The 24,709-nt window shown below is 48.5% G+C and carries 20 protein-coding genes; 10 read left to right on the forward strand and 10 right to left on the reverse strand.

Annotated features, from left to right (window positions below):
• The first annotated feature begins 32 nt into the window (after window positions 1-32).
• The 4 genes from QU605_RS00605 to QU605_RS00620 all read left to right on the forward strand — a co-directional run bounded on the left by QU605_RS00605 (window position 33) and on the right by QU605_RS00620 (window position 3,454).
• Window positions 33-731, forward strand: coding sequence for a CoA transferase subunit A (locus QU605_RS00605; RefSeq protein WP_289723318.1), 699 nt, complete (start codon window positions 33-35; stop codon window positions 729-731).
• 2 nt (window positions 732-733) lie between these two features.
• Window positions 734-1,387, forward strand: a complete 654-nt coding sequence (locus QU605_RS00610) for a CoA transferase subunit B (RefSeq protein WP_289723319.1) — start codon at window positions 734-736, stop codon at window positions 1,385-1,387.
• A gap of 353 nt (window positions 1,388-1,740) precedes the next feature.
• Window positions 1,741-2,280 carry a GNAT family N-acetyltransferase gene (locus QU605_RS00615; RefSeq protein WP_289723320.1) on the forward strand — a complete coding sequence of 180 codons (540 nt, stop codon included), beginning with the start codon at window positions 1,741-1,743 and terminating at the stop codon, window positions 2,278-2,280.
• 16 nt (window positions 2,281-2,296) lie between these two features.
• Window positions 2,297-3,454 carry a serine hydrolase domain-containing protein gene (locus QU605_RS00620; protein WP_289723321.1) on the forward strand — a complete coding sequence of 386 codons (1,158 nt, stop codon included), beginning with the start codon at window positions 2,297-2,299 and terminating at the stop codon, window positions 3,452-3,454.
• Here QU605_RS00620 and QU605_RS00625 read toward each other — a convergent pair.
• The 6 genes from QU605_RS00625 to QU605_RS00650 all read right to left on the reverse strand — a co-directional run bounded on the left by QU605_RS00625 (window position 3,451) and on the right by QU605_RS00650 (window position 11,560).
• Entirely contained in the window at window positions 3,451-4,596 is a 1,146-nt protein-coding gene (locus QU605_RS00625) for a methionine aminotransferase (protein WP_289723322.1), read from the reverse strand. The genes QU605_RS00620 and QU605_RS00625 overlap by 4 nt on opposite strands.
• 77 nt (window positions 4,597-4,673) lie before the next feature.
• Window positions 4,674-5,420, reverse strand: coding sequence for a succinate dehydrogenase/fumarate reductase iron-sulfur subunit (locus tag QU605_RS00630; RefSeq protein ID WP_289723323.1), 747 nt, complete (start codon window positions 5,418-5,420; stop codon window positions 4,674-4,676).
• Window positions 5,421-5,474: 54 nt separating this feature from the next.
• On the reverse strand, window positions 5,475-7,478 hold the full coding sequence (locus QU605_RS00635; RefSeq protein ID WP_289723324.1) for a fumarate reductase/succinate dehydrogenase flavoprotein subunit: 2,004 nt from the start codon (window positions 7,476-7,478) through the stop codon (window positions 5,475-5,477).
• 2 nt (window positions 7,479-7,480) lie between these two features.
• Window positions 7,481-8,149, reverse strand: coding sequence for a succinate dehydrogenase cytochrome b subunit (locus QU605_RS00640; protein ID WP_289723325.1), 669 nt, complete (start codon window positions 8,147-8,149; stop codon window positions 7,481-7,483).
• Window positions 8,150-8,253: 104 nt separating this feature from the next.
• On the reverse strand, window positions 8,254-8,667 hold the full coding sequence (locus QU605_RS00645; protein WP_289723326.1) for a DUF2721 domain-containing protein: 414 nt from the start codon (window positions 8,665-8,667) through the stop codon (window positions 8,254-8,256).
• A 37-nt stretch (window positions 8,668-8,704) separates the two neighbouring features.
• Window positions 8,705-11,560, reverse strand: a complete 2,856-nt coding sequence (locus QU605_RS00650; RefSeq protein ID WP_289723327.1) for a VPS10 domain-containing protein — start codon at window positions 11,558-11,560, stop codon at window positions 8,705-8,707.
• 104 nt (window positions 11,561-11,664) lie between these two features.
• Here QU605_RS00650 and QU605_RS00655 point away from each other — a divergent pair, with 104 nt between their 5' ends.
• A complete protein-coding gene (locus tag QU605_RS00655) occupies window positions 11,665-11,943 on the forward strand; it encodes a hypothetical protein (RefSeq protein ID WP_289723328.1) in 279 nt (92 codons plus the stop codon).
• Window positions 11,944-12,040: 97 nt separating this feature from the next.
• On the forward strand, window positions 12,041-13,333 hold the full coding sequence (locus QU605_RS00660) for an aminopeptidase P family protein (protein WP_289723329.1): 1,293 nt from the start codon (window positions 12,041-12,043) through the stop codon (window positions 13,331-13,333).
• Between the two features lie 103 nt (window positions 13,334-13,436).
• On the opposite strand, the gene QU605_RS00665 is transcribed toward QU605_RS00660, so the two are convergent.
• On the reverse strand, window positions 13,437-16,571 hold the full coding sequence (locus QU605_RS00665; protein ID WP_289723330.1) for a WD40/YVTN/BNR-like repeat-containing protein: 3,135 nt from the start codon (window positions 16,569-16,571) through the stop codon (window positions 13,437-13,439).
• Between the two features lie 269 nt (window positions 16,572-16,840).
• Between QU605_RS00665 and QU605_RS00670 the strand changes: the two genes are divergently transcribed.
• From QU605_RS00670 to QU605_RS00685, 4 genes are all read left to right on the forward strand, one after another.
• Window positions 16,841-17,794 carry an Ig-like domain-containing protein gene (locus tag QU605_RS00670; RefSeq protein ID WP_289723331.1) on the forward strand — a complete coding sequence of 318 codons (954 nt, stop codon included), beginning with the start codon at window positions 16,841-16,843 and terminating at the stop codon, window positions 17,792-17,794.
• A gap of 223 nt (window positions 17,795-18,017) precedes the next feature.
• A complete protein-coding gene (locus tag QU605_RS00675) occupies window positions 18,018-18,488 on the forward strand; it encodes a RidA family protein (RefSeq protein WP_289723332.1) in 471 nt (156 codons plus the stop codon).
• A gap of 29 nt (window positions 18,489-18,517) precedes the next feature.
• Entirely contained in the window at window positions 18,518-18,877 is a 360-nt protein-coding gene (locus QU605_RS00680) for a hypothetical protein (RefSeq protein ID WP_289723333.1), read from the forward strand.
• A gap of 176 nt (window positions 18,878-19,053) precedes the next feature.
• Window positions 19,054-20,127, forward strand: a complete 1,074-nt coding sequence (locus QU605_RS00685) for a DmpA family aminopeptidase (RefSeq protein ID WP_289723334.1) — start codon at window positions 19,054-19,056, stop codon at window positions 20,125-20,127.
• A gap of 51 nt (window positions 20,128-20,178) precedes the next feature.
• On the opposite strand, the gene QU605_RS00690 is transcribed toward QU605_RS00685, so the two are convergent.
• The 3 genes from QU605_RS00690 to hemH all read right to left on the reverse strand — a co-directional run bounded on the left by QU605_RS00690 (window position 20,179) and on the right by hemH (window position 24,539).
• Window positions 20,179-21,564, reverse strand: a complete 1,386-nt coding sequence (locus QU605_RS00690) for an MATE family efflux transporter (RefSeq protein ID WP_289723335.1) — start codon at window positions 21,562-21,564, stop codon at window positions 20,179-20,181.
• Window positions 21,565-21,648: 84 nt separating this feature from the next.
• The gene (gene ggt / locus QU605_RS00695; protein WP_289723336.1) at window positions 21,649-23,340 is read right to left on the reverse strand and encodes a gamma-glutamyltransferase; all 1,692 of its coding nucleotides are present in this window, start codon (window positions 23,338-23,340) and stop codon (window positions 21,649-21,651) included.
• A 167-nt stretch (window positions 23,341-23,507) separates the two neighbouring features.
• On the reverse strand, window positions 23,508-24,539 hold the full coding sequence (hemH, locus tag QU605_RS00700) for a ferrochelatase (protein ID WP_289723337.1): 1,032 nt from the start codon (window positions 24,537-24,539) through the stop codon (window positions 23,508-23,510).
• Window positions 24,540-24,709: the final 170 nt, after the last annotated feature.

Consider the following 24,709-nt stretch of genomic DNA (forward strand, 5'->3'; position numbering starts at 1 on the left):
ATCTATTGATCGGATTCAAAACAATTGCCACGATGATTCTTAAGACTGTTGCAAATGTCCGGGAGGCCCTGGATGGAATTGAGGATGAGATGACGCTGATGCTTGGCGGATTTGGTCTTTGTGGAATCCCCGAAAATGCCATAGCTGAACTCGTCAGACGAAACGTCAAAGGCCTTACCTGTATCAGTAACAATGCCGGTGTAGATGATTTTGGCCTGGGTCTTTTACTGCAAAAACGCCAAATCCGGAAGATGATTTCTTCCTACGTTGGTGAGAATGATGAATTCGAAAGACAAATGCTCAGTGGGGAACTCGAGGTTGAACTCACTCCTCAGGGGACTTTAGCAGAGAAATGCCGTGCCGCCCAGGCGGGGATCCCGGCGTTTTTCACACCCGCTGGTTATGGCACCGAGGTGGCAGAAGGAAAGGAAACCCGGGAGTTTCATGGGAAAATGTATGTCATGGAAAGGGCATATGAGGCGGATTTCGCCTTTGTAAAAGCCTGGAAAGGTGATGAGGCCGGAAATCTGATCTTCAGGGGTACTGCCCGGAATTTTAATCCATGCATGTGTGGGGCCGCCAGAATCACAGTGGCTGAAGTGGAGGAATTGGTTCCGGCAGGTGAATTGCCTCCAAACCAGATTCATGTGCCAGGGATTTTTGTGAAACGAATATTCCAGGGATCGAATTATGAAAAGCGCATCGAACAACGAACCGTACGAACCAAATAGAGATGCTGGATAAGAATGGTATAGCAAAGCGTATCGCAAGGGAAGTCAGGGACGGGTATTACGTTAATCTGGGGATAGGAATCCCTACGCTGGTTGCCAATTTTGTGAGGGACGACATACAGGTGGAATTCCAGAGTGAAAATGGGGTTTTGGGGATGGGACCTTTCCCATTCGAAGGAGAGGAAGACGCCGATATTATCAACGCGGGAAAACAAACGATTACAACCCTCCCGGGAGCTTCTTTCTTTGATTCCGCCCTCAGTTTTGCCATGATCCGTGGACAACATGTAGACCTGACGATTCTCGGAGCCATGGAAGTCGCAGACAACGGAGATATCGCAAACTGGAAAATCCCCGGAAAGATGGTCAAGGGAATGGGGGGTGCCATGGACCTGGTCGCTTCTGCGGACAATATCATTGTCGCTATGATGCACACCAACAAGGCCGGCAAATCCAAACTGCTTAAATCTTGCACTTTGCCGCTTACCGGAGTGCAATGTGTTCGTAAAATTGTAACCAACCTGGCGGTAATGGAAGTTACCAAAGACGGATTTCTGCTTCTGGAACGCGCTCCAGGAGTAAGTGTAGATCAGATTCGGGAAGCTACGGAAGGAAGACTTGTCATACCCGATGAGGTGCCGGAAATGCCGATTTAATTCCCGTCGATTTCTTTCATAAAATCGACGTTTTACTACAATTTACCGACAGTTCACAACATTTGTGGAAATACCTCGTTCTAGGGACGTATTTTCAGTTGTGAAATTCAGAAACAACTCCAATTTTTAATTTAACCGAAGTGCTATGGACCCCCAAATGAATCAAGTCTCTGAGCAGGAAGAGATTCAGGTTTACCGAAACGATTTCGTAAGCGGAATTCTCCTACTGACCAAAAAGTTATTTATGCTTTAGCGCGGTTTAAAGTATAAGAAAAGTCCCCTGCCAATCAGCAGGGGACTTTTTTTTGCCGAAGTGCCATGAGATTTCAAAGGCTATTTATACCTTTCCCCTAATGCAATCGCCTCGGCTCATACCTGTTGACATCAGCCATTTGGAGCTGTTGAAAGAAATCGGCATAGAAACATTTACAGATGCTTTCGCCAGTGCTAACAACCCGGACGACTTTCAGCGATATCTGGATAGTGCCTTTGACGAGAAGCAACTCAGTCTTGAAATCAACACTCCCGGGAGTCGTTTTTTCTTTCTTAATTTTGAGGATGAGATCGCCGGGTATTCAAAAATAAATACAGGCCAGGCGCAAACCGAGATCCGGGATGAAGAAGGGATGGAAATCGAGCGGATCTACGTCCGAAAGGACTTCAGGGGATCAGGTCTGGGATCCTGGATGCTCAGACGTTTTCAAAAGGTAGCCCGCGATGAGGGGAAGACCTACCTTTGGCTGGGGGTATGGGAAGAAAATCTCAATGCCATCCGATTCTACAAACAACATGGATTTGTTACATTTGGGAAGCATCCATACTACGTGGGATCGGACCGTCAAATGGATTGGATGATGCGCCTGGAATTAACACCACAGCCGAATGAACCATAAATTAATCCCTGACACTATGTCTAAGAACGTATTTCTTTTAGCCCTTCTTACATTTTCACTTTTTACTGCAAGCGCCCAAAGCGACCGCTATTTCCCGCCCCGAGGCGCGGATTGGATGCAAAAGGATCCCGTTGACTTAGGGATGAACACGGAGGAATTGGACCGCGCAGTCACCTATGCTCAAACACATGAGTACAGCGGGGCAACAGATTTAAGACAAGCCATTTTAAAGGGGTTTGAACGGGAGCCTTATCACGAAATCCTCGGACCGGTTAAACGGAGGGGAGGACCCGCGGGAATGATTCTGAAGAATGGATATCTCGTAGCGTCCTGGGGGGATATTCAGCGTGTGGATATGACCTTTAGTGTCACTAAGAGCTTTCTTTCAACAACTGCCGGCCTGGCGAAAGACCGGGGTTTGTTGCGCTCTGAATCTGACTTAGTCGCTTCTTATATCTGGGATGGCACGTTTGACGGAGCCCATAATGCCAAAGTTAAATGGTCCCATTTGCTGCAACAAAATTCTGACTGGTCGGGAAGTTTATGGGGCTTAAAGGACTGGGCGGACCGACCTCCCAGGGAAGGTGGGGTAGACGACTGGAAAAACCGCCCCCTTCGGGAACCGGGAACGGTAATGGAATACAACGATGTCCGGGTAAACGTTTTGTCGTATTCCCTGACCCACTTATGGAGACAACCATTGCCTGAGGTCCTAAAAAACGAGTTGATGGATCCGATAGGGGCGTCTTCTACCTGGCGGTGGTATGGATATGACCACGCATGGACCGTTATCGATGGCTATAAAATGCAGTCGGTTACCGGAGGAGGACATTCCGGGGGAGGTATTTTTATCAGCGCAGAAGATATGGCGAGATTTGGCCTGTTGTTCCTCGGAAGAGGTGTCTGGGACGGGGATAGAATACTCAGCGAGGGATGGATAGATGCCGCGACCACGCCTTCCAAACCAAACCCTAATTACGGGTATATGTGGTGGTTAAACCAACCGGGGGACCGTCATTGGAAGGAGTTGCCGGATAGCATTTATTACGCAGCTGGTTTCGGGGGTAATTTTATTGTAATCGCCCCTGAGCAAGACCTGGTTATGGTGTTGCGCTGGCTGGAGCCTTCTGAAATTGAGGCGTTTGTAACGCAAGTGTTTAAGGCGCTCCCTTAAAGACGGCATAGGATATCACAGGCCCGTTTGAGGGTTTCAGATTTTTTTGCGAAACAGAACCGAAGTTGATGGTTGTCCTGGCGGTTCAGGTTGAAGACCGAGATAGGAATCGCAGCAACGCCCTTATCGCGCAGCAGCCATTCTGCAAAATCCAGATCGCTTTGGGGACTTATTTCAGAATAATCCAGCAATTGAAAATAGGTGCCTTCGGCAGGGGTAAACGCAAATCTGGATCCCTGGATACCCCCCAGGAATAGATCCCTTTTTTCCTGGAATAGCGCGCGGAGGGCCTCATATCTGGAGGAATCCTTCATGTATTCTGCAATTGCCCGCTGGGCTGGGTGGTTAACAGAGAATACCACAAATTCGTGAATCTTTCGGAACTCCTTCATCAGGGCTTCCGGAGCCATACAATAGCCCATTTTCCACCCTGTAATATGGAATGTTTTCCCAAAGGAGGCACAGATAAAGGAGCGCTCTTTCAGGCCAGGGTATTTAGAAACACTTTGATGGAGCCCGTTGTCGAAGACCAGGTGTTCATAAACTTCATCACTCAAGACCAATGTATCGGTGGGCTTCAGCAAGGCCTCAAGGGTTAGGAGGTCCGCGTCTTTCAGGATGGTCCCGCTCGGATTATGGGGTGTATTCAGGATCACCATTCGGGTTTTTGAATTCAGCGCTTTACGGAATGCCTCCCAGTCGATATGGAAATCTGAATTCAGTTGAAGCAGGACCGGAATTCCCCCCTGGGCAATAACACTGGGCTCGTAGCAGTCATAAGCAGGTTTGAAGATGATAACTTCATCCCCCGGATAAATGGTGCTCGCAATGGCGGTATAAATGGCCTGCGTAGCCCCGGCGGTCAGTGTGATTTCATTTTCCGGGTGATAGGTCTGTCCATAGCAGCGTTCCGTTTTGGCCGCAATAGCTTCCCTGAGAGAATAGATTCCACCCATGGGCGCATACTGGTTGTAATTGCCATAGAGGGACTGCTGCATCAGGGAGATCAATTCCGGATCTGCCTCGAAATCCGGAAATCCCTGGGAGAGGTTAATGGCCTTGTGTGCAACGGCCATCTGGCTCATTTTACTGAAGATCGATTGCTCGAGATTAGGGAGTTTGGATTTCAGGTTCAGACTCATCGCAGTTGCTGTTTCTTAAAATTAAAAAATCCCGGTTCGCATTTGCGGCCGGGATTCCAAATACATTGGTTAAAGCATTATCCTTTGGCGGTTGCCATGAGATATTCCCGGTTCATTCTGGCAATGTTTTCCAAAGAGATCCCTTTTGGACATTCAACTTCACAAGCCCCGGTGTTTGTGCAATTCCCGAAGCCTTCTAAATCCATTTGGCGTACCATATTCTGGACCCGGTCCGTGGCTTCAACTTTCCCCTGAGGCAGGAGTGCGAATTGAGAGACCTTAGCAGAGGTAAAGAGCATAGCACTTGCATTCTTACACGCTGCCACACAGGCACCGCATCCAATGCAGCTCGCTGCTTCAAAAGACTCATCTGCTTTTGCTTTCTCAATGGGGATGGCATTGGCGTCAACCGTATTCCCAGAGGTATTTACCGATATATAACCTCCCGCCTGTTGAATGCGGTCAAAAGCTGTGCGATCTACCATCAAATCCCGGATAATCGGAAAGGCAGTTGCCCGAAAGGGTTCAATAACGATCGTATCCCCGTCATTAAAGCGCCGCATATGCAACTGACAGGTCGTAATAAGGCGGTCCGGGCCATGAGGCTCGCCGTTGATCATCAGGGAACAGGAACCGCAAATTCCTTCACGGCAGTCATGGTCAAAAACGACGGGTTCATCCCCTTTTTCAATCAGCTCCTGATTCAGGACATCGAGCATTTCAAGAAATGACATATCTCCTTCGATACCATCGATGGGGTAATCCACCAATTTCCCTTTTGAGCTGCCGTCCTTTTGGCGCCATATTTTCAAGAGTAGTTTCATAGCTTTTATTTTTTCAATAGCATTTACCCCGTGAAAAGGGCTTGTAATAACAACCTATTTGTAGCTTCTCGTCTTGAGTTCTACGTTTTCAAATACAAGTTCTTCCTTGTGCAATACGGCATCTTTAGGTTCCCCCTTGTATTCCCAGGCTGAGACGTATTTGAAATTCTTGTCGTCCCGTAGCGCTTCCCCTTCAGGTGTCTGGTATTCCTCCCTGAAATGACCCCCGCAGGATTCGTTGCGCTGCAGTGCATCTTTTGCAAATAACTCACCGAGTTCGAGAAAATCAGCTACCCGTCCCGCTTTTTCAAGTTCCGGATTCATCTCATTGAGGCCTCCAGGGATCTTCACGTTTTCGTAGAAGTCTTTCCGAAGCGCAGCGATTTCTTCAATAGCTTCTTTGAGCTCTTTTGCATTTCGGGACATACCACACTTATTCCACATTATCTTCCCCAGTTTTTTGTGGTAGTAATCCACCGGGTGCTTTCCTTTAGCGTTTAGAAGACGCTGAAGGTGTTCCCTGATCTCAGTCTCCGCCTGCTCAAAAGCTTCGTGATCCGTGGAAATAGGACCGGTCCGGATATCGTCCGAGAGGTAGTCCCCAATGGTATAGGGAAGCACGAAATAGCCATCGGCCAGACCTTGCATCAGTGCAGAGGCACCAAGCCGGTTGGCCCCGTGATCGCTAAAATTCGCTTCTCCAGCACAATACAAGCCTGGGATGGTGGTTTGGAGGTTGTAATCTACCCAAACCCCACCCATGGTGTAGTGAACCGCAGGGTAGATCATCATGGGAGTTTTGTACGGATTCTGGTCTACAATCTTTTCGTACATCTGGAAGAGGTTTCCGTATTTTGCCGCAATTACCTCCTCGCCCAATTTTGTAATGGTCTCGGAATCCGGATTCTTAATCCCGGATGTCAATGCTTTTTCCGAACCGTATCTCTGGATAGCAGCGGCGAAATCCAGATAGACCGCCTCTCCTGTTTTATTGACCCCAAAGCCGGCATCACATCGCTCTTTGGCTGCCCGGGACGCTACGTCCCTTGGGACAAGGTTCCCAAAGGCTGGATATCTTCTTTCAAGGAAGTAATCCCGGTCTTCTTCTGCAATTTTTGTCGGCTTGAGTTTCCCCTCCCGTATTGCCTGGGCATCCTCTGCCTTGGCAGGCACCCAGATACGCCCGTCATTCCGAAGGGATTCAGACATCAGCGTGAGTTTGGACTGATGGTCTCCTGAAACGGGAATGCAGGTGGGGTGGATTTGTGTAAAACACGGATTTGCAAAAAAGGCCCCCCTCTTATGTACCCGCCATGCGGCGGTCACATTGCTTCCCATGGCATTGGTGGAGAGATAGAACACGTTGCCATATCCCCCGGATGCAATCACAACTGCGTGGGCCGAGTGTCTTTCGATTTCACCGCTGACCAAATCCCGTGCGATAATCCCCCTTGCCTTTCCGTCCACAAGGACTACATCCAGCATTTCATGCCGGGTATAGGATTTGATTTTGCCCCGGTTGATTTGTCGGTTCATGGCCGCATAAGCCCCGAGGAGGAGTTGTTGCCCGGTCTGACCTTTGGCGTAAAAGGTGCGTGAAACCAGAACACCCCCAAAAGAGCGGTTGTCCAGCAAGCCCCCGTATTCCCTGGCAAAGGGAACGCCCTGAGCCACACACTGATCGATGATGTTTACCGATTCTTCCGCAAGGCGGTATACATTGGCCTCACGTGAGCGGTAATCCCCACCTTTGATGGTATCATAAAAAAGGCGGTATGGACTATCACCATCCCCCTGATAGTTCTTAGCGGCGTTAATTCCACCCTGGGCAGCAATACTGTGCGCCCGTCGTGGTGAGTCCTGATAACAGAATGTTTTGACGTTATATCCCAACTCCGCCATGGTTGCAGCGGCTGAAGCTCCTGCAAGACCCGTTCCCACAATGATCACATCGATGTTCCGCTTATTTGCCGGGTTCACCAGGTTGATGTCGTTCTTGTGTTTTGTCCATTTTTCAGCCAGGGGCCCGGAAGGGACCTTTGAATCAAGTATTCCCATAATTAATGCGTTATCGGGTTAAGATGATGATACAGCGCGATAAAGATGAATATCAGCGGTACTACAATTGCATACAGGCGGGTAAAACTTCGTATGCCAGAACTGTATTTGTTGTTGATTCCCATGCTTTGAAAGGATGATGCAAACCCATGCCACAAGTGGAGGGAAAGCAAAACAAAGGAAATCACATAGATTACAGTTCTCCAGATGGGCGCGAATTTTTCAACGGTTTCGGCGTAGTATCGCGTTGGGTCCTCCGGATTGGCCTGAACAAATTTATAGTTCATTTCATGCAGCCAGAAATCGTAAAAATGAAGCCCCAGAAAAGCGAGGACGACAAGTCCGGTGATAATCATGTTCCGGGAAACCCAGGGTGCACTGGCCCCACCGGCGAATTTTACGTATCGAACTGCACGGGCCTTCCTGTTCTGAATCTCGAGAACAATACCCATTACAAAGTGAACGATTACGCCTGCAATTAAAATGGGTTGCATCAGGAACTGCACCACGGGATTGTAGCCCATAAAATGCGACATGGTGTTAAAGGTGTCCGGGCTGATTACCGAAGTGAGGTTGATGGTAACGTGCAAAATCAGAAACAGCACGAGAAATAGCCCTGAAAGCGCCATAACTACTTTTCTGGCTACCGAAGTTTTAGCGAGTCCGCTCATGAATAGTTGGTTTTACAGCAGTTACAAAAATACTTCACAGGCTTTGTAATAACAAACTTTGCCCACCTTTCTCCCTGGATTAAAAAGGTTCTAAATAAGGGGGCTCACCGGACCGGGTTTTTTGTATTCGCCCCGCCAATATCCGTGAGTTGAATTCCCAAAGCCCTGGTAGATAATTGAACTTCTATAAAACTCAGAACCAGTGATATGATCAAGCAAAACAAACTGAGGCCGAAAAACAGATTCGCCCAAAAACCCCACTGCAGGTAAATAAGGAGCATACAGAGTGCGCTGAATAAAAAACTCAGGATGGCGGCGGCTTGCATTTGCTTTATGATTTCCAGGCGTCTCTGGAGTTGCCTGACCTGTTTCCCAAGGTTGTCGGAGGCGTTTGCGCGGTATTGACGGTAAAGTTCGCGTATCAGGGCCGCAATCGCGAGATACCTTGCGTTATACGCCAGCATACTGAGCGATATGGCAGGAAATAGCAGGGCGGGAATACTTAAGGTAAGCTCCATTGTTAAAGGATTAATGTGAATTCAGGAAGGCAGGACCCTATTCAATTGTAAAGGCTTCGGACACCTCCTTTTGCTGATTTGTAAGAATGACTTTATAAGCGCCTTTGGGCAAATAGGTTTTACCATCTCCGGCCTCTATAAGCTTTGCCTTGTACTTGGAAAGATAGTTCTTCTTTCCTTTCTCCGAGAAGGCGACATCGTAGGAAATGACATTGATTCCGGGATCGGCCATAAGCTCCGTTTCGCTCAGCACAATCCCATCTGCAGTCTGTATGCTCGCGGCTGTTTTTCCGCCTTTCTGACTGTAGAATACAATGTCAAGACCTGGGCTGCTGGGGGGTCTCCAGCTGGAATAGGAATTCCCCCATCTACCGGAATGCTTGAGTTTCGGAAGTTCAAAAACGATCAATGCATCGCTGAGGTCATCTGTTTTGAGTGTTTGCAGGGGGGCGATACTGGCCTTATAGATACTGCGCCCATGGGTGCCTACCAACAGATCTTTTGATTCAGGTTGGATGACCAGATCGTGAACGGCCACATGGGGCATTCCATTTTGCATGGCGTTCCATATTTGCCCCCTGTTCATGGAGACATAAAGCCCGTTGTCTGTTCCGACAAACAACAGGTTTTCATTTACTGGATCCTCGACTATCGCGTTGACCGGGGAAGCGGGAATACCCGAGGCGATCGACTTCCAGGACTTCCCGTAATCCTCACTTACAAAAAGATAGGGGGTAAAATCGTCCCATCTGTAGCCATTCAGTGCGGCGTATACGCGTCCTTCTGAATGCGCTGAGGCCGCTACACGGCTCACCCAGAGTTTCTGTGGCAATTTATCGGAAATACGGTTCCAGGTGATTCCCCCGTCAGGACTTACCTGAAGGAAACCATCATCACTTCCGGTATACAAGAGCCCAAAGCGCAATGGGGATTCCGAGATAGTTGTAAGGGTTCCATAGGATACATTCCCCCGTGTTCCTCCAGCGGACAAATCCCCTGAAATTGTCTGCCAGTCCGAGCCCTGATTCATGGATCTGTGGAGTTTGTTGCTGCCCAGATACAGAATGTCCTGGTTATGCGGGGATAATAGAATCGGAGTCTGCCAGTTAAAGCGATAGGGCGATTCTCCAAGTGTATGTTTTGGTTGTATCCTGGTTCGGGATCCGGAGGAAAGGTCGAGACGAAAGTAATTCCCGAACTGGAAACCGGTATAGACAATATCCGGATTTCTGGAATCGATCTGGATTTGCATGCCATCACCCCCCATGATCGACTCCCAGGGATACTTGCCGGACTGATGCCAGCGCATGGATTCCTCAGCGTTATGCGGGCCTTTCCACACGCCATTGTCCTGAAGTCCGCCATAAACGTTATAAGGTTTTTGATGGTCTATATTTATAGCGTAGAACTGCCCAACGGTCGGGGTGTTGTTTTTTATCCAGTTTCCGCCGAAGTCATAGGAGATGTTTACACCCCCATCATTTCCGTTTACCAGGTGCCCTTTGAGGTCCGGGTTTACCCAAAGCGCGTGGTGGTCGGCATGAACGTTAGCCCCGTTAATAGAGGTAAAAGACGCCCCGCCATTATCTGAGCGCAGAATCGGGACGCCAACAATATAAATCTGGTCCGGGTCATATGGGGCGACGCGAATCTGGCCGAAAAAATAGCCATAGCTGTAATAGAGGTCCTCAATAAAACCTTTATGCGTTTTGTTCCAGGCCCGGCCTCCATCTGTACTTTTATATACCTCGGCCCCGATCACCGGAGTATCAAAAAGGACGGAATTGGCATCTTCAAAATAGCTGATCAGGTCGTCCGGGCGAATGCTGCCATTGCGGACCATTTCTTTGACGGTATCTGCCCGGTATTCTTCCGGGAAACCATTTGACTTCAAAAATGCATTCAATCTGGCATTGTCCAGCGCTGTGAAATCCGCAACAGAAATGTTTCTCAGATCTTCTTTCTGGAGTTCGGAAGGGTTCTTTTTATCGGAGGTATCCGGACGCCTGTATTGATTGTCCAGGATCGCATAAACGGTATTGGAATCAAACGCTGCCAGGCCAATTCTTCCGACGCCCTCTCCAGTAGGGAATCCCGCCCCGGACTGCGTCATCAGGGCCCAGGTATCTCCTCCATCGGAACTTTTGTATATCCCGGAGCCCGGCCCACTGCCCTTGAAATTCCATGCTTTCCGATCGCGTTCCCAGGAAGCGGCAAACAGAACTTCAGGGTTATCCGGTGCGGCCACCAGGTCGATCATGCCCGTGTACTCATTGATATATAAGGTTCTGCTCCATGTTTTCCCTCCATCGGTGGTCTTGAAAATCCCCCTTTCCTCATTCGGGGAATACAAGTGTCCAAGCACCGCCACCACGACATGATCCGGATTCCGCGGATCAATCACAATACGTCCGATATGATGGGAATCCGGAAGTCCGGCATAAGACCAGGTTTTACCCTTGTCCGAAGACCTGAACATTCCCATGCCCGCATACGATGAGCGGGAGGCATTGTTTTCACCTGTGCCAGCATAAATAGTACCACTGGGCCAATGCACGGCAATGTCACCCAGGTTTTGGGTTGGAGTCTTATCGAGGACAGGCACAAAAGAGGTTCCATTATTCTCCGTATACCAAAGCCCCCCTGAGGCATAGGCTACAAAAAATTCCGTGGGCTTCTCAGGATTTACATCCAGGTCAACGACCCTTCCACTCATTATGGAAGGTCCAATATTTTCAAGCCTCAGGTTCTTAACCAGGGATGTGCTTTTCATTTTTTCCTGCAATTCCAGTGCTTCCTGAATTTGTGAAGGAGTTGTTGCGGGAGTCTGTGCTGTCAGCGGTAAAAAGGCACATATTCCGACAAAGGAAAGGAAGGCTTTAGGTAGTTTCATAGTGGTTATGCTTGTAATTCAATGACTTGTAAATCCAAACCTCTTCTGCTGTGGCTTGATTTTTTTTGTAATTTAGGAAGGATTAACCAACAAAACTAACGATTATGGAAGACTCCTTACCCTTGATTATTCAATTGATTTCAGGTGCAGTTGGCGGGAATGTGGCAGGAAAGCTGTTTAAAAATTTGTCTCTTGGAACTGTCGGGAATTCGATTGCCGGGATCCTAGGAGGGGGAATCGGCGGCTGGGTCCTCGGCTTTTTGGGGATGGACGGCGGAGCAAGCGGAATCTCCGGAATTCTTGGAAGCATAGGTGGTGGTGCTATCGGGGGAGCTGTGATTATGGCAATTTTCGGAGCGCTGAAGAAAGCTTTCGTTAAATAGGATGCACTGCCCAGGCAGTAAGATTTAAAGGGGCCTAATTGGGCCTCTTTTTTGTTCAGTGCCGGATATGTACCTTTGACCTAAAGGGTTTTGATATATGAAATACCATCCAATAGATTCCAGTTTGTTTGTGCGTAACCGGCAGAAGTTCATGAAGGCCATGCGCCCGAAAAGCCTGTCTGTTTTTAATTCGAATGACGTTTATCCCGTTAGTGCAGACAGCACCATGCCGTTTGAACAGCATCGGGATATTTTCTATCTCAGTGGTGTCGATCAGGAAGAGAGTATACTTCTCCTTTTCCCGGACTCCCTGGACCCGGCTCGAAGGGAAGTGCTTTTTCTTCGGGAAACCAATGAGCACATTGCCGTATGGGAAGGCGAGAAGCTTACAAAACAAAGGGCCTTCGAAGTTTCCGGCATTCGGACCGTATATTGGCTGAAGGACTTTGACAAGGTGTTTTTTGATTTGATGACCGAGGCCGAAACGATATACTTCAACACCAATGAGCACTATCGTCAGGCTGTCGAAACCGAGACTCGGGAAGACCGGTTTATCAAGGCCTGTAAAACGAAGTTCCCTGCCCATAAGGTAGCCAAAAGCAATCCTATCCTTCAGAAAATCAGAGGGGTAAAGGAATCAACCGAAATCGAGTTGATGAAAATAGCCTGCGGGATTACGGAAAAGGGATTTCGAAGAGTGCTGAGCTTTGTCAAACCCGGCGTATGGGAGTATGAGATTGAAGCGGAGTACCTGCACGAATTTATACGAAACCGCTCCAAGGGATTCGCGTACACGCCCATAATCGCTTCCGGTAATAACGCCAACGTCCTGCACTATATTGAAAACAATAAACAGTGCCAGGATGGAGATCTGATCCTGATGGATGTGGGGGCGGAATATGCAAACTATTCCAGCGACATGACGCGAACCATCCCGGTAAATGGACGATTTACAAAACGTCAGCGGGAAGTATATCAGGCCGTCCTACAGGTTAAGAAGGAGGCTACAAAGATGCTGATACCAGGCACCATCTGGGCAGCGTATCACAAAGAAGTGGGTAAAATTATGACTTCTGAGTTGCTTGGTCTCGGGCTTCTCGACAAAGCGGATGTACAAAATGAAAATCCGGAATGGCCGGCATACAAAAAGTATTTTATGCACGGGACCAGTCATCACATCGGTCTGGACACACATGATTACGGGGAATTAAAAACCCCGATGAAACCGGACATGGTCTTTACGGTTGAGCCGGGTATCTATATCCCCGAAGAAGGGTTTGGAGTCCGACTGGAAGATGATGTTGTCATACAGGAATCCGGGGCTCCGGTAAACCTTATGTCTGAAATCCCGATTGAGGCGGATGAAATCGAAAGCCTGATGAATGCCTGAGGACATGAAAGCGCAGATCTGCATCGGAAAGATTTCGGCCCTCTGGTCAAACAAAAAAAGCCCGGCTATTTAGGCCGGGCTTTGTATTGAAACACCGAAAAATCTATTCCTCAATAAACAGATAATTCAGCTCAAGGTCATTGAACGCTTTATTGAAAGATGAAATCTCCTCATCTACCATACGATCAAAGGCGTTGAGTTGTTTGTTGATTTCCGCACTGAGCTCAGTCTTTACAGCAATGTCCTGAGCAGTTGGCGGGAAGTCATCCAGACTTACCAGGCTGTTCAAGTGCGCCAGTTTATTGGTGAGTCGTATTGGGAAGTTCAGTGGATCCTGTCCACTCCGGTTTTGAGTCTGGTATAGGGCCTTCTCGATCTCCCCAAATCCTTCCTGCATTTTTTCCGCCCGCTCAACCAGGTCCGCTGTGGCATCATTCCCCTTATACTGCTTGATAAATGCATCGAGCTGGGCGTTGACATTGCGAATTTTCTTAATGGATTGATGCGCCCTGTCGACCGTGCCGTTGACTTCGGTGATAAATTCGTACTGCTGCTGCATATCCGCCACACTAACTTCCGCCCTGGGATCCGGGATTATTTTGAACTCCTGCGTAAGGGTCTCCCCTGAGGTGTTTAAATGGACTTTGTAAGACCCGGGAACCGCTTTAGCCCCGCTGAGGTTTGCCCACCATAAAATCATACCGTCCAACCTTTCGGCCCCTTTACCCCGGGTATCCCAAACATGGGTATTGCCGCCCTTTTCAACCTTTAGCTTTTTATCCTTTTCCTTGGAATAGGTGCTGTAGTTCGCCAGGGTATCGCCAGCCATGGTGGTATACGTGATTGAAACGCTGTCCTTTTCAGAAAAATCCTTCATAAAGAAATGGGTCACCACACCATTGGGTGGGTTCTGGCCAGAAGTCAGGGATGGGGTACGGGCCGCACCTCCTTTAGTCCGGTACGAATCCTTGGGTTTATACAGGATGGCTGAGGCATTTTTACTGGCCTCTTCCAGTTGATGAAGCACGGTGAGATCATCCAGAATCCAGAGGCTCCGCCCCTGTGTAGCGACGATCAGATTGTCATCTTTAATTGTGAGGTCTGTTATTGGAACAATGGGCAAATTGAGTTGAAAGGGGTTCCAGGAGGCTCCATCGTCAAAAGAGATGTACATTCCGGTTTCCGTCCCCGCATATAACAAGCCTTTGCGTTTGGGATCTTCCCGAACTACGCGGGTAAAATGCTCCTCGTCTATGCCATCGGTAATTTGCGTCCAGGTTTTCCCATAATCTGTAGTTTTATAGAGATAGGGCTTAAAATCTCCAAGTTTATAGCGCGTGGCTGCTACATAACAAGTGCCTTCATCAAAGGCCGAAGGTTCAATGCTGTTTATCATGTTCCATTCAGGCATTCCTGAAGGCGTAACATTTTCCCAATTCTGACCTCCGTCCCGGGTCAAATGAATCAAGCCGTCATCGCTGCCAACCCACATCAGTCCTTCCTTAAGCGGGCTTTCATTAGCGGCAAATATGGTACAGTAGTATTCCACACCTGTATTATCCTGGGTAATCGGGCCTCCGCTTGATACCAATTTATCCGGATCGTTTCGCGTGAGGTCGGGGGACAACAATTCCCAACTCTGACCTTCATTGGTGCTCATGTGTACATGGTTTGAAAAGGTGTAGAGCTTTTTAGGGTTATGCCGGCTGAAAATGATCGGAAAATTCCATTGGAAACGATACTTCATCCCTTCTGCTCCATACCCCATAGGGTTATCAGGCCATACATTGATGGCACGTACGGTCCCGGTTTCGTGATTTACCCGCGTAAGAAAACCCCCATAACTGCCTCCATATACAATGTCGTTATTTTCAGGATCCACTGCAATATGGGCGCTTTCGCCTCCGGCTGTTTCTTCCCAATCCTCATCACTGATACTCCTGCCATCGGACCTGTGGCGGATACGGATTGTAGAATTGTCCTGCTGGGCAACATAAATCCGATAAGGATGGGCATTGTCCGTAGTTACCCTGTAGAATTGAGCAGTTGGCTGATTGTAATAGGTGCTCCAGGTAGTTCCCCCGTCGTAGGACACCTGGGCCCCGCCATCGTCTCCAATGATCATCCGGTTCGGATCTTCCGGGGCGATCCATAAATCATGATGGTCCCCGTGGGGCGCATTGAAGGTATTGAAAGTCTTCCCTCCGTCGGTAGATTTGTGGTATCGTACATTGAGTACGTAAACAACATCCTCATCGTGAGTGTCCGCATAAATTCGGGTATAGTACCACGCCCGTTGACGAAGTTTCCGCTCGCTATTGACCTGTGACCAGGTTTTCCCACCGTCTTCCGACCTGTATAGGCCGCCTTTGTCCTTGTTTTCAACAATAGCCCAAACCCGCTGAGAATTCACAGGGGATACCGTTACCCCAATGATTCCAAGAGTCCCTTCAGGAAATCCATCGTTGGTGGAGATTTCTTTCCAGGTTTCGCCGCTGTCGGTTGATTTCCATAGCGCGGAACCCTCCCCTCCGCTACTCAGGCTATAAGGGGTACGCTGCACCCTCCAGGTACTCGCATACAGGATACGGGGATTCGTAGGGTCGAGGGTGAGGTCGACAGCCCCTGCCTGGTCGTTTACATACAGGACCTTTCGCCAGCTTTTTCCACCATCCGTACTTTTATAAATACCCCGGTCTTCAGTAGGTTTATAAATGTTTCCGAGTACGGCCGCATATACGATATCGTGATTGTCCGGGTGAACCTTCAATCTCGGGATATGGCGGGTTTTCTCTAGTCCGGCCTGTTCCCATGTTTTACCCGCATCCACACTTTTCCAAACGCCATAGCCGGAGGAGACGTTACCCCGAACGGTCTTTTCACCCCCGCCTACATAGAGGACATTGGGGTCGCTCTGAGCAACTTCAAGCGCTCCGATACTCCCTCCGAAATACCCGTCTGAGATATTCTCCCAAGCCCGGCCGCCATCAATCGTGCGCCATACACCGCCGCCTGCGCCCCCAAAGTAAAAAAGGTTGGGTTTGCCGGGCACCCCGGTAACGGCCGCAGACCGGCCACCTCTGAAAGGACCCACCAGGCGGTATTCCATGGAGGAGTACAGCGCTTCGGGATAAGTGTTCGCGTTTTTTGTTTTCTTTCTTTTCTGGCCTTCCGCGGTTAGGGGCAAAAGACCCAGGATGAGCAGAAGAATTCCCGCTCTGAGAATGATTTTTTTCATTTTATTAGGATTCGAATTAGTCAGTGTTTGAAAGTACTAAATCTTTGAGAATTTTCTGAGCAAACCTTGGAGAGGTCATTTGCATTTACGTCTGAATGCAAATTGGGGGAGGCAAAAAAAGCTTTAAAAGGCTACTTGACTGCTATAAACCGGGTATTTACAACAAAAATTTACATCCCGGAAAAAGGGCCCCTATTTTTAACCTAATGAGATTTGGGATAGTACATAGGACGAGAGCTTGCATAGGGCTCTGTTTTGCGATATTACTCTTGATTGGAATTCAGGAGGGCTACGGGCAAAACAGTCCTCCGGTTGCAGCCGATGACGCCTATTCAACAGGGTTAAACACGGTTTTGAATATTGCCTCAGGGCCCGGCCTTCTCAATAATGATACGGATCCGGATGCCCCGGCAGGACTTACCGTCAATCCCACGCCAGTATCCGGACCTGCCTCAGGGAGCGTCACCTTAAATTCAGATGGCAGTTTTAGTTACACGCCAAACCCTGGCTTCGGCGGGACGGATAATTTCTCCTATCAGGTCTGTGATGATGGCACTCCGAACACTGTAGTTTCACGTTTTGACTTTGACACCTCGAATTTAGGCCTGGCGACTGTTGGCCCCAATGCCACTTCAGTAAACGCCCTGGCGGTTCAAACTGCCTGTGGGATTCGAATCGGTTCAGGGGCAGGGGGGAGTACAGGAATTGATGTAGTTGTTCCAAATACCGGTAACATCTTCGATTTCACAAGCTTTATTATTTCATTTGAGTACAGAGATCAGGAAAGCACGGCAGACATCGTAACTGCCGGTAATTTTCGAATTTGGCATATCAGCGGTAACAACCTGGGTGTTCAGGTCCAGGTAATCGATGGTAATACGGGCCTGCCCGCTACCTACACTCAAAACCTCGGGGGGTTTCTTTCCGGAAACAATCCCTATACCATTGAATACGATGAATTAACCGGAGATATTATTTACACGGCCAATGGCTCCACAACTACCTTTAATCTGGCTCCGGCCTATTCACCTTTGAATACGGCACTGGCGTCTGGATTGATGATTGGAAGATTCATGGATAATGCGGGTTCCGGCCTGCCTTCTGTTTGTAGTATGGAATTTACGGATTCCAGCAAATTATGTGATACCGCCAACGTTTCCATCGTAATTCCGACATCCCTGATTACCAACCGCCGGATCACCTATCGCGTAAACGGCAATTAGTATTACCATCTGGCCTTATAGGCTTAACCCATTTTTTTGGAGTGCTGGTAGACACTTAATGTTATCGCATACAAACTGCGACCCCATAGACATTGAACAGAGTGAAATCAACTAACATGCGCCCTTGTTCAGGTCTTCAGGCATTCCTTATGGTGATAGGGTCTCCAATACCCGGAAAATTGTATCTTTTCGGGATTGGAATACGACCCTAACCTCAAACCCGATGAAAAACTTCTATCTCAGTATCCTGGCGCTCTTTTTTGCTGTTGCTTGTCAACAGGAAGCACCCAAACCGATTGAAAACCCGGAAGCCCGGAAGACTTTTGAAAAAGTGTATATAGATACCCACAACGGGTATTCGGAGGCTGTTTCAATAACCACAAGCACTCAGAAAACCATCTATATTTCCGGACAGATTGGGGAGGGAGCGGATCTGGAAGCCCAGATGCGGGATGCGCTTTCACAATTGGAGGCTGTTCTGCTGGAAGCAGGAGCCAACATGAAAGACGTTGTCAAAATGAACACTTATATCGTAGACTACGGACCGGAGTCTCTGGATATTTTCAGAGGTGTTCGAAAAGAGCTTCTTGGAGACTCAGACATGCCTGCAAGTACCTTGGTCGGGGTTGAAGCACTTGCGCTACCCGAATGGCTTATTGAAATTGAAGCGGTGGCTGTCGTTCCTGTTCGGTGATCCCGTAACGATAAAAAAAATGTAGGAATATGGCAACGGAAATGACCCCTGGAACCTGGTTAAAAATTGGGTTTTACACCGGACTCCTTCTTGTTTTACTCGGAGTATTAGAGCCTTTAAGGGGTGCGCTTTCGGTAGTTTTTGGAAGTTTTCTGATCGCCTCAGTAACCTATAGATACAAGGACCCCCAGCATACCTATTACCTCATCGCTGCCCTGCTTATTTTTATCGGGGCTGCCGTATTATGGATCCGGTATTACTTTAGCGGAGTGGATTTGGAAACAGCCCTTTTAAAAAGTTGGGGAATCCTGATACTCGCCTATCCCATTGGATGGTTATTTATTTTGGTCCTGCTTTTTGTAAGGTTGTTTTGGATGAAAAATTTTTAAAGGGGCCTGCCCCACCCCACCCGGTTCCAAGTTAGCCGATAACCCTGCAACGCCATTTCAGATTCCCTTCCGAATGCGGGCGACCTCATAGAAAACCCGTTGGGAATGACTATCTTTCTCATACAAATTCCATAGGGATGAAAAGGATCTCAGGGCTTATTTTAATTGGGTTATTTATGACCTTACCAATACATAGTCAGCAAAAAAGAATCCGGGAAGCCGGAATTGAACTGGGGGTTTTGCCTACCGGAAAAATGAACGCGATTACAGATGTGCCGGGAGTTCAGGTGGGCCATACCACCCTTATCCTCGGCGATTCCGTGCGCACGGGCGTTACGGCCATCCTTCCGCATACCGGAAACCTCTTTCAGGACAAAGTGCCAGCGGCGATCCATATTGGAAACGGTTTTGGCAAACTCGCCGGATTTAGTCAGGTAGAAGAACTCGGGAATCTCGAAACCCCTATTATTCTCACCAACACGCTCAGTGTTCCTGTTGCCATGGATGCGCTTATAAGCTATACGCTTGAACAGCCGGGGAATGAAGAGGTTCGCTCTGTGAATCCGGTTGTCGGGGAGACCAATGACGGTCGCCTCAATGATATAAGGGGCCGGCATGTGCGGAAAGAGCATGTGTTCGAAGCGATTTCCGGCGCCAACTCAGGCCCCGTATCCGAGGGTAATGTTGGGGCGGGAACGGGCACGGTGGCCTTCGGCTATAAGGGAGGGATCGGAACGGCCTCGCGCAGGGTCCCTGAAAAGGCAGGAGGCTATACAATTGGGGTTCTTGTGCAAGCGAATTTTGGTGGTATTCTGACGTTAAACGGGAAAAATCTTGCCCGGATGCTGGATCGGATCCCGGGAAGCTATAAGGAAGATACGGACGGATCCTGCATGATCGTACTTGTTACAGATGCACCGCTCGACACCCGAAATTTAAAACGCCTCGCCAAGCGGTGTATGCTGGGCCTGGCCCGAACGGGGGGTATTGCTTCAAATGGCAGCGGGGATTATGTCATAGCCGTTTCCACGGCTGAAGCGAATAAAGTACCTTATGAGGCTGAGAATGTTCTACTATCGAAAACCAGCATTCACAACGATTATCTGTCCCCTTTTTTCCTAGCGGCTATTGAGGCTACAGAGGAGGCGATTTGGAATGCTATGTTTGCAGCTGATTCCATGAAAGGATTCAATGGACATCAAATTGATGCCCTACCAAAACAGAAAATTCTGGAATCCGTAAAAGAGTGATCTGATATTGAGACGGGCATACTATTGTCTCCAGATAAAGGCCTCTAGACCTCATAAAGACATCTTCAGCTCCCGATGTATTTCTCTTTTCAGGTAGTAACCGGTGACCACCGTTGCAAGAACATCTGCGATCGTAAAACTGATCCACACGCCCAGTTCCCCAAAATAGCCCGGAAGGATTAGGATCAGGGGAATAAAAAAGAAACCCTGTCGTGTAAGGGTTAGAATTAGCGCGGGGATGGCTTTCCCAATCGCCTGAAAGTAGGCGGCACCTATCAACTGCAAGGCGATGATCGGCGTTGCCGCAAAGACCCAGCGCATTGCCGAAGGAGTGTGCTCTAAAACAAAGGCATTGGTCGCCAGGGCCTCAGGTCCAAGGTCCGGATTATCACTCAGGAAGAGCCCGGCAATTTCTCCAGGGAAAACCATAAGAATAACAAAGACGATTGTTGCGACCAGGGCGGCGTATTTTATTGCGGTATAGATGGATTCCTTTACCCTATCATATTTATGTGCCCCATAGTTATAACCAGCTATCGGCAGGAATCCCTGGGTAACCCCGAATACGGGAAAGAGCGCAAACATCAGCATCCGTCCTATTATGGCATAAACTGCGACCATAGCTTCTCCACCCAATTCAAATAGAATATTGTTCATCAGAAGGTAAGTCACCGAGGTTACAGCCTGCCGGGAGAGGGTTACAAAGCCCAGCCCTCCTATTTCCTTAAGCAGATAACGGTTAAGACCGAAGTGATGCCAGTTGATTTTAAGTTCGGAATTAGGGGACAGGAAAAACCAAAAGATGTAGCCAAAGCAGAGTAGATATCCCCCGGTTGTGGCCCATGCCGCACCTTCCATCCCCCAATCGAAAACATAGATGAACAAATAATCCATGACCAGGTTGCCCACGGAAGGGATGATCATTGCGATCATTGCAAATCGAGGCTTGCCCTCAGCGCGGATTACGGTATTGCCCATCATGCAGAGTGCGAGAAACGGCACCCCGTAAAGCACGATTGTATAGTATATTTTGGCAGGTTCAAAAATTCCTCCTTTACCTCCAAAAGCAGGTATAAGCGAATCGACAAATAAAAGCCCTAGCCCGACCATGGAACAGGTAACCAGCAGGGTCAGGGTGATCTGATTCCCAAAGGTTTTTAGGGCTTTATCCTTTTGTGTTGCACCGAGGGCCCTGGAAATAATGCTGCTGCCGCCAATGCCAATGGCCATCCCGAGAGCGGCGATAAAAAAGGAGACCGGAAGTACGACGTTTATCGCGGCAATGGCAATGGGGCCGATCCAATTCCCTACAAAAATGGTGTCCACCAAAATATTCAAACTCATAACCAGGATCCCTATGGATGCTGGTACGGCTTGTTGAATAAGCAGTTTCCCAATGGGTTTTGAACCCAGGGCTTCTGAAGATACGCCTGGCATGGACTAAGTGGGAATTAAAGACATTTATGCGAATGAATATGTTAGAACAGCTGACCTGAAATCATGTAATTACTGAGGGGAAATTTAATATCCGGCGGCTTGTCCGTCTTTTCTGCTTTCTGAAGCTCCGTGATATACTTTTTGAACCGGGTCCCATAAAATGGCCTGATAGCCCCCGTAAACACCTCGCGCATAGCGAACTTCATGTCCCCGGTCCATCAGGCCGCGTACGGTTTGGTACGGAATCCCAGACTCAATTCTCACAGCGCCAAGACCCGGGCCCTGGCCAGTTGGTGAGGAGCCGCCCGTATGATCCCACCGGGGCGCATCCCCGGCCTCCTGAAGGTTCATGCCAAAATCGATCAGGTTCATTACAATTTGAGTGTGTCCCTGTGGTTGAAAATCCCCACCCATCACACCGAAACTTACCCAGGGATTTCCATCTTTGGTAATAAATGCCGGAATGATGGTGTGAAAAGGTCGTTTCCCCGGCGCATAGGTATTGGCCTGGCCTTCCTTGAGACTGAAAAGTTCCCCCCTGTCCTGAAGCATAAACCCAAGGCCTGGCGGAACCATGCCCGATCCCATGCCACGGTAGTTGCTTTGAATCAGCGAAATCATATTGCCGTACTGGTCGGCAACGGTCATATAAATGGTTTCACCTGCGCTGATTTCACCCGCGTTATAGATCCCTGCCTTTTCACCAATGGCAGCCCTTCTTTTTGCTGCATAGGCATCCGAGAGGAGTGTTTCTGCAGGAATGTTCACAAAATCGGGATCTGCATAGTATTTTGCGCGGTCCTCAAAGGCCAGTTTCTTTGCTTCGGTAAACAGGTGGAGGTGTTCGGGACTCCCGAATTCAATTTCTGAAAAATCATATCCTTCCAAGATTTGCAGCATCTGCAATGCGGCTATCCCCTGACCATTCGGAGGTAATTCCCAAACATCGTAGCCCCTGTAATTCACGGATAAGGGAGTTACCCATTGAGAAACATGTGAGTTCAGATCGGAGACGGAGAGATATCCTCCCTGCTCTTGAATAAAGGATGCAATTGTTTTGGCAACCTCGCCCTTGTAAAATGCCTCCCGTCCGCCTTCTGCAATCTTGCGATAGGTATTGGCGAGAAAAGGATTTTTGTAGATGCTTCCTTCCTGTGGAAGCTTCCCTCCATTTTGATCTATATAGGTTTCTTTGATATTGGGGAACTCGCGATTCTGGAAAAAAGGGATGGTGCGGTTCATATACCAGGCGACCAATTGCGTGAGGGGGAAGCCTTCCTCCGCATATCGAATAGAGGGGGCCAGGAGCTCCTTCATAGGTAGTTTTCCGAATTTTGAATGCAATTCGAACCAACCATCCACAGCACCGGGAACACTGACAGGCAAAGGGCCAAAAGATGGAATTTTATCCAGGCCTTTCGCCTTCAGGTCCTTCAGCCTAAGGTTTTTGGGAGATCTGCCACTCGCATTGAGCCCGTGTAGTTTTTTTGAATTTGCATCCCAGACAATGGCGAAGAGATCCCCTCCGATACCACTCCCGGTGGGCTCCATTAGCCCGAGTGCTGCATTGGCAGCAATTGCCGCATCTATAGCAGTGCCTCCTTTCTTCAGGATATCAAGGCCAATCTGAGTGGCCAGTGGATGGCTGGTGGCCACCATTCCCTTCTGGGCGAGTACTTCTGAGCGTGTGGCAAACAGGGCTCCTGAGATTCGATCCTGTGCTGAGACCGAAATGATGCCAGCTAAAAAGAGCAATAGCGTAAGATGAGATTTCATGCTGTTTTGGTATTGATTAATCGTTAAACAAAAGTTTTTGGCTTGAAACGCATCGGGTTTTCAGTTTGAGCCATTCAAATGAATTTGGAGCAAAGGCCCCACCCTCCCGTTAATCAAGATAATTCTACCCCCTGCAAAAACAAATCAACGCAGCGAGATTGATCACATCAGACCGGAAGGGAACCGGTTTTCTCCCATTGATCAATCCATTGCCCCATAAGGGCAACCCAATCGTCCCGATCGTTCAGACAAGGTATATGCATGTATGCTGTACCCCCTGCTTCCAGAAAATCCTCTTTTCCTTCCATGGCGATTTCCTCCAGGGTTTCCAGACAATCACTGACAAAGGCCGGGGTAATTACGGCAAGTCTTGTTTTGCCTTCTTCTGCTAGCCGCTTGAATTCATAATCTGTATAAGGTTTTAGCCACGGATCTCCGGCCAGGCGGCTTTGGAAGGAAGAGCTGACCTTGTCTTCGGGAAGTCCGAGGGCCTCCGTTATCAACGCCGTGGTATCGTAGCACTGATGTCGGTAACACGTATGGTGTGCGACAGAATTCGTAGAACAACACTTCCCGTCGATTTTACAGTGAAAACGCGTAGGGTCGGATTTACGGATATGCCGCTCCGGGATCCCGTGATAGGAAAAGAGAATATGGTCGTATTCAAAATCCTTTAAATGGTCCTTAATGGAATCGGAAAGAACCTTAACATACCCTGGATTCCTGTAAAATGCAGGCAGGGTAGTGATTTGCATATCGGGGAATTTTTGTGCCTGTACCTCCAGGGCATCTACCACCACTGTCTCATAAGAGCTCATTGCGTAATGCGGATACAGGGGCACAAGAAGGACTTCATCCACACCCTGAGCCCTGAGCTGTTCAAGACCTTCCTCGATAGAACCCGAGCCATATCTCATACCAAGGGCCACCGGTAATTCGGTTTGGGAACGAACCTTTTTGAGGAACCGTTCCGAAATTACGATCAGGGGCGAGCCGGAATCCCACCATATTTTTTGATAAGCCGCTGCGGACTTCTTCGGTCGTGTCTGCAGGATAATACCTCTAACCAAAATGGTCCTTAACCACTTGGGGGCATCGATTACCCGTCCGTCCATCAAAAATTCATCCAGATAGGGTTTGACATCTTTAGGGGTAGGGCTGTCGGGAGATCCCAGGTTTACCAGTAATACACCTTTCATGAAAGCGAAGTTCTTTTAGTGTTGGGTTGTTTGAAGCCTTACAAAAATACGGTTTCAAAGGGAACAATCCCATTGAAGCGGAAGGTCTTTCGGCTATAGAGCAATAAGAAATACTAATACTTAAGCCTTTGCTGCATTTCTTAAAATGCATAATTATTTGCTTAACTTCA

The sequence above is a fragment of the Robiginitalea aurantiaca genome, from assembly GCF_030380815.1.
GTDB lineage: Bacteria > Bacteroidota > Bacteroidia > Flavobacteriales > Flavobacteriaceae > Robiginitalea > Robiginitalea aurantiaca.

Bases quoted from the DNA above. Each gene is read 5' to 3' on its own strand.
- QU605_RS00655 (WP_289723328.1), top strand. From the start codon at position 11,665: ATGGAAGACTCCTTACCCTTGATTATTCAATTGATTTCAGGTGCAGTT.
- QU605_RS00640 (WP_289723325.1), bottom strand. From the start codon at position 8,149: ATGAGCGGACTCGCTAAAACTTCGGTAGCCAGAAAAGTAGTTATGGCG.
- QU605_RS00625 (WP_289723322.1), bottom strand. From the start codon at position 4,596: ATGAGTCTGAACCTGAAATCCAAACTCCCTAATCTCGAGCAATCGATC.
- QU605_RS00680 (WP_289723333.1), top strand. From the start codon at position 18,518: ATGGCAACGGAAATGACCCCTGGAACCTGGTTAAAAATTGGGTTTTAC.
- QU605_RS00610 (WP_289723319.1), top strand. From the start codon at position 734: ATGCTGGATAAGAATGGTATAGCAAAGCGTATCGCAAGGGAAGTCAGG.
- QU605_RS00675 (WP_289723332.1), top strand. From the start codon at position 18,018: ATGAAAAACTTCTATCTCAGTATCCTGGCGCTCTTTTTTGCTGTTGCT.
- QU605_RS00685 (WP_289723334.1), top strand. From the start codon at position 19,054: ATGACCTTACCAATACATAGTCAGCAAAAAAGAATCCGGGAAGCCGGA.
- QU605_RS00660 (WP_289723329.1), top strand. From the start codon at position 12,041: ATGAAATACCATCCAATAGATTCCAGTTTGTTTGTGCGTAACCGGCAG.
- QU605_RS00665 (WP_289723330.1), bottom strand. From the start codon at position 16,571: ATGAAAAAAATCATTCTCAGAGCGGGAATTCTTCTGCTCATCCTGGGT.
- QU605_RS00630 (WP_289723323.1), bottom strand. From the start codon at position 5,420: ATGAAACTACTCTTGAAAATATGGCGCCAAAAGGACGGCAGCTCAAAA.
- QU605_RS00620 (WP_289723321.1), top strand. From the start codon at position 2,297: ATGTCTAAGAACGTATTTCTTTTAGCCCTTCTTACATTTTCACTTTTT.
- QU605_RS00615 (WP_289723320.1), top strand. From the start codon at position 1,741: ATGCAATCGCCTCGGCTCATACCTGTTGACATCAGCCATTTGGAGCTG.
- QU605_RS00645 (WP_289723326.1), bottom strand. From the start codon at position 8,667: ATGGAGCTTACCTTAAGTATTCCCGCCCTGCTATTTCCTGCCATATCG.
- QU605_RS00650 (WP_289723327.1), bottom strand. From the start codon at position 11,560: ATGAAACTACCTAAAGCCTTCCTTTCCTTTGTCGGAATATGTGCCTTT.
- ggt (WP_289723336.1), bottom strand. From the start codon at position 23,340: ATGAAATCTCATCTTACGCTATTGCTCTTTTTAGCTGGCATCATTTCG.
- QU605_RS00605 (WP_289723318.1), top strand. From the start codon at position 33: ATGATTCTTAAGACTGTTGCAAATGTCCGGGAGGCCCTGGATGGAATT.
- hemH (WP_289723337.1), bottom strand. From the start codon at position 24,539: ATGAAAGGTGTATTACTGGTAAACCTGGGATCTCCCGACAGCCCTACC.
- QU605_RS00635 (WP_289723324.1), bottom strand. From the start codon at position 7,478: ATGGGAATACTTGATTCAAAGGTCCCTTCCGGGCCCCTGGCTGAAAAA.
- QU605_RS00690 (WP_289723335.1), bottom strand. From the start codon at position 21,564: ATGCCAGGCGTATCTTCAGAAGCCCTGGGTTCAAAACCCATTGGGAAA.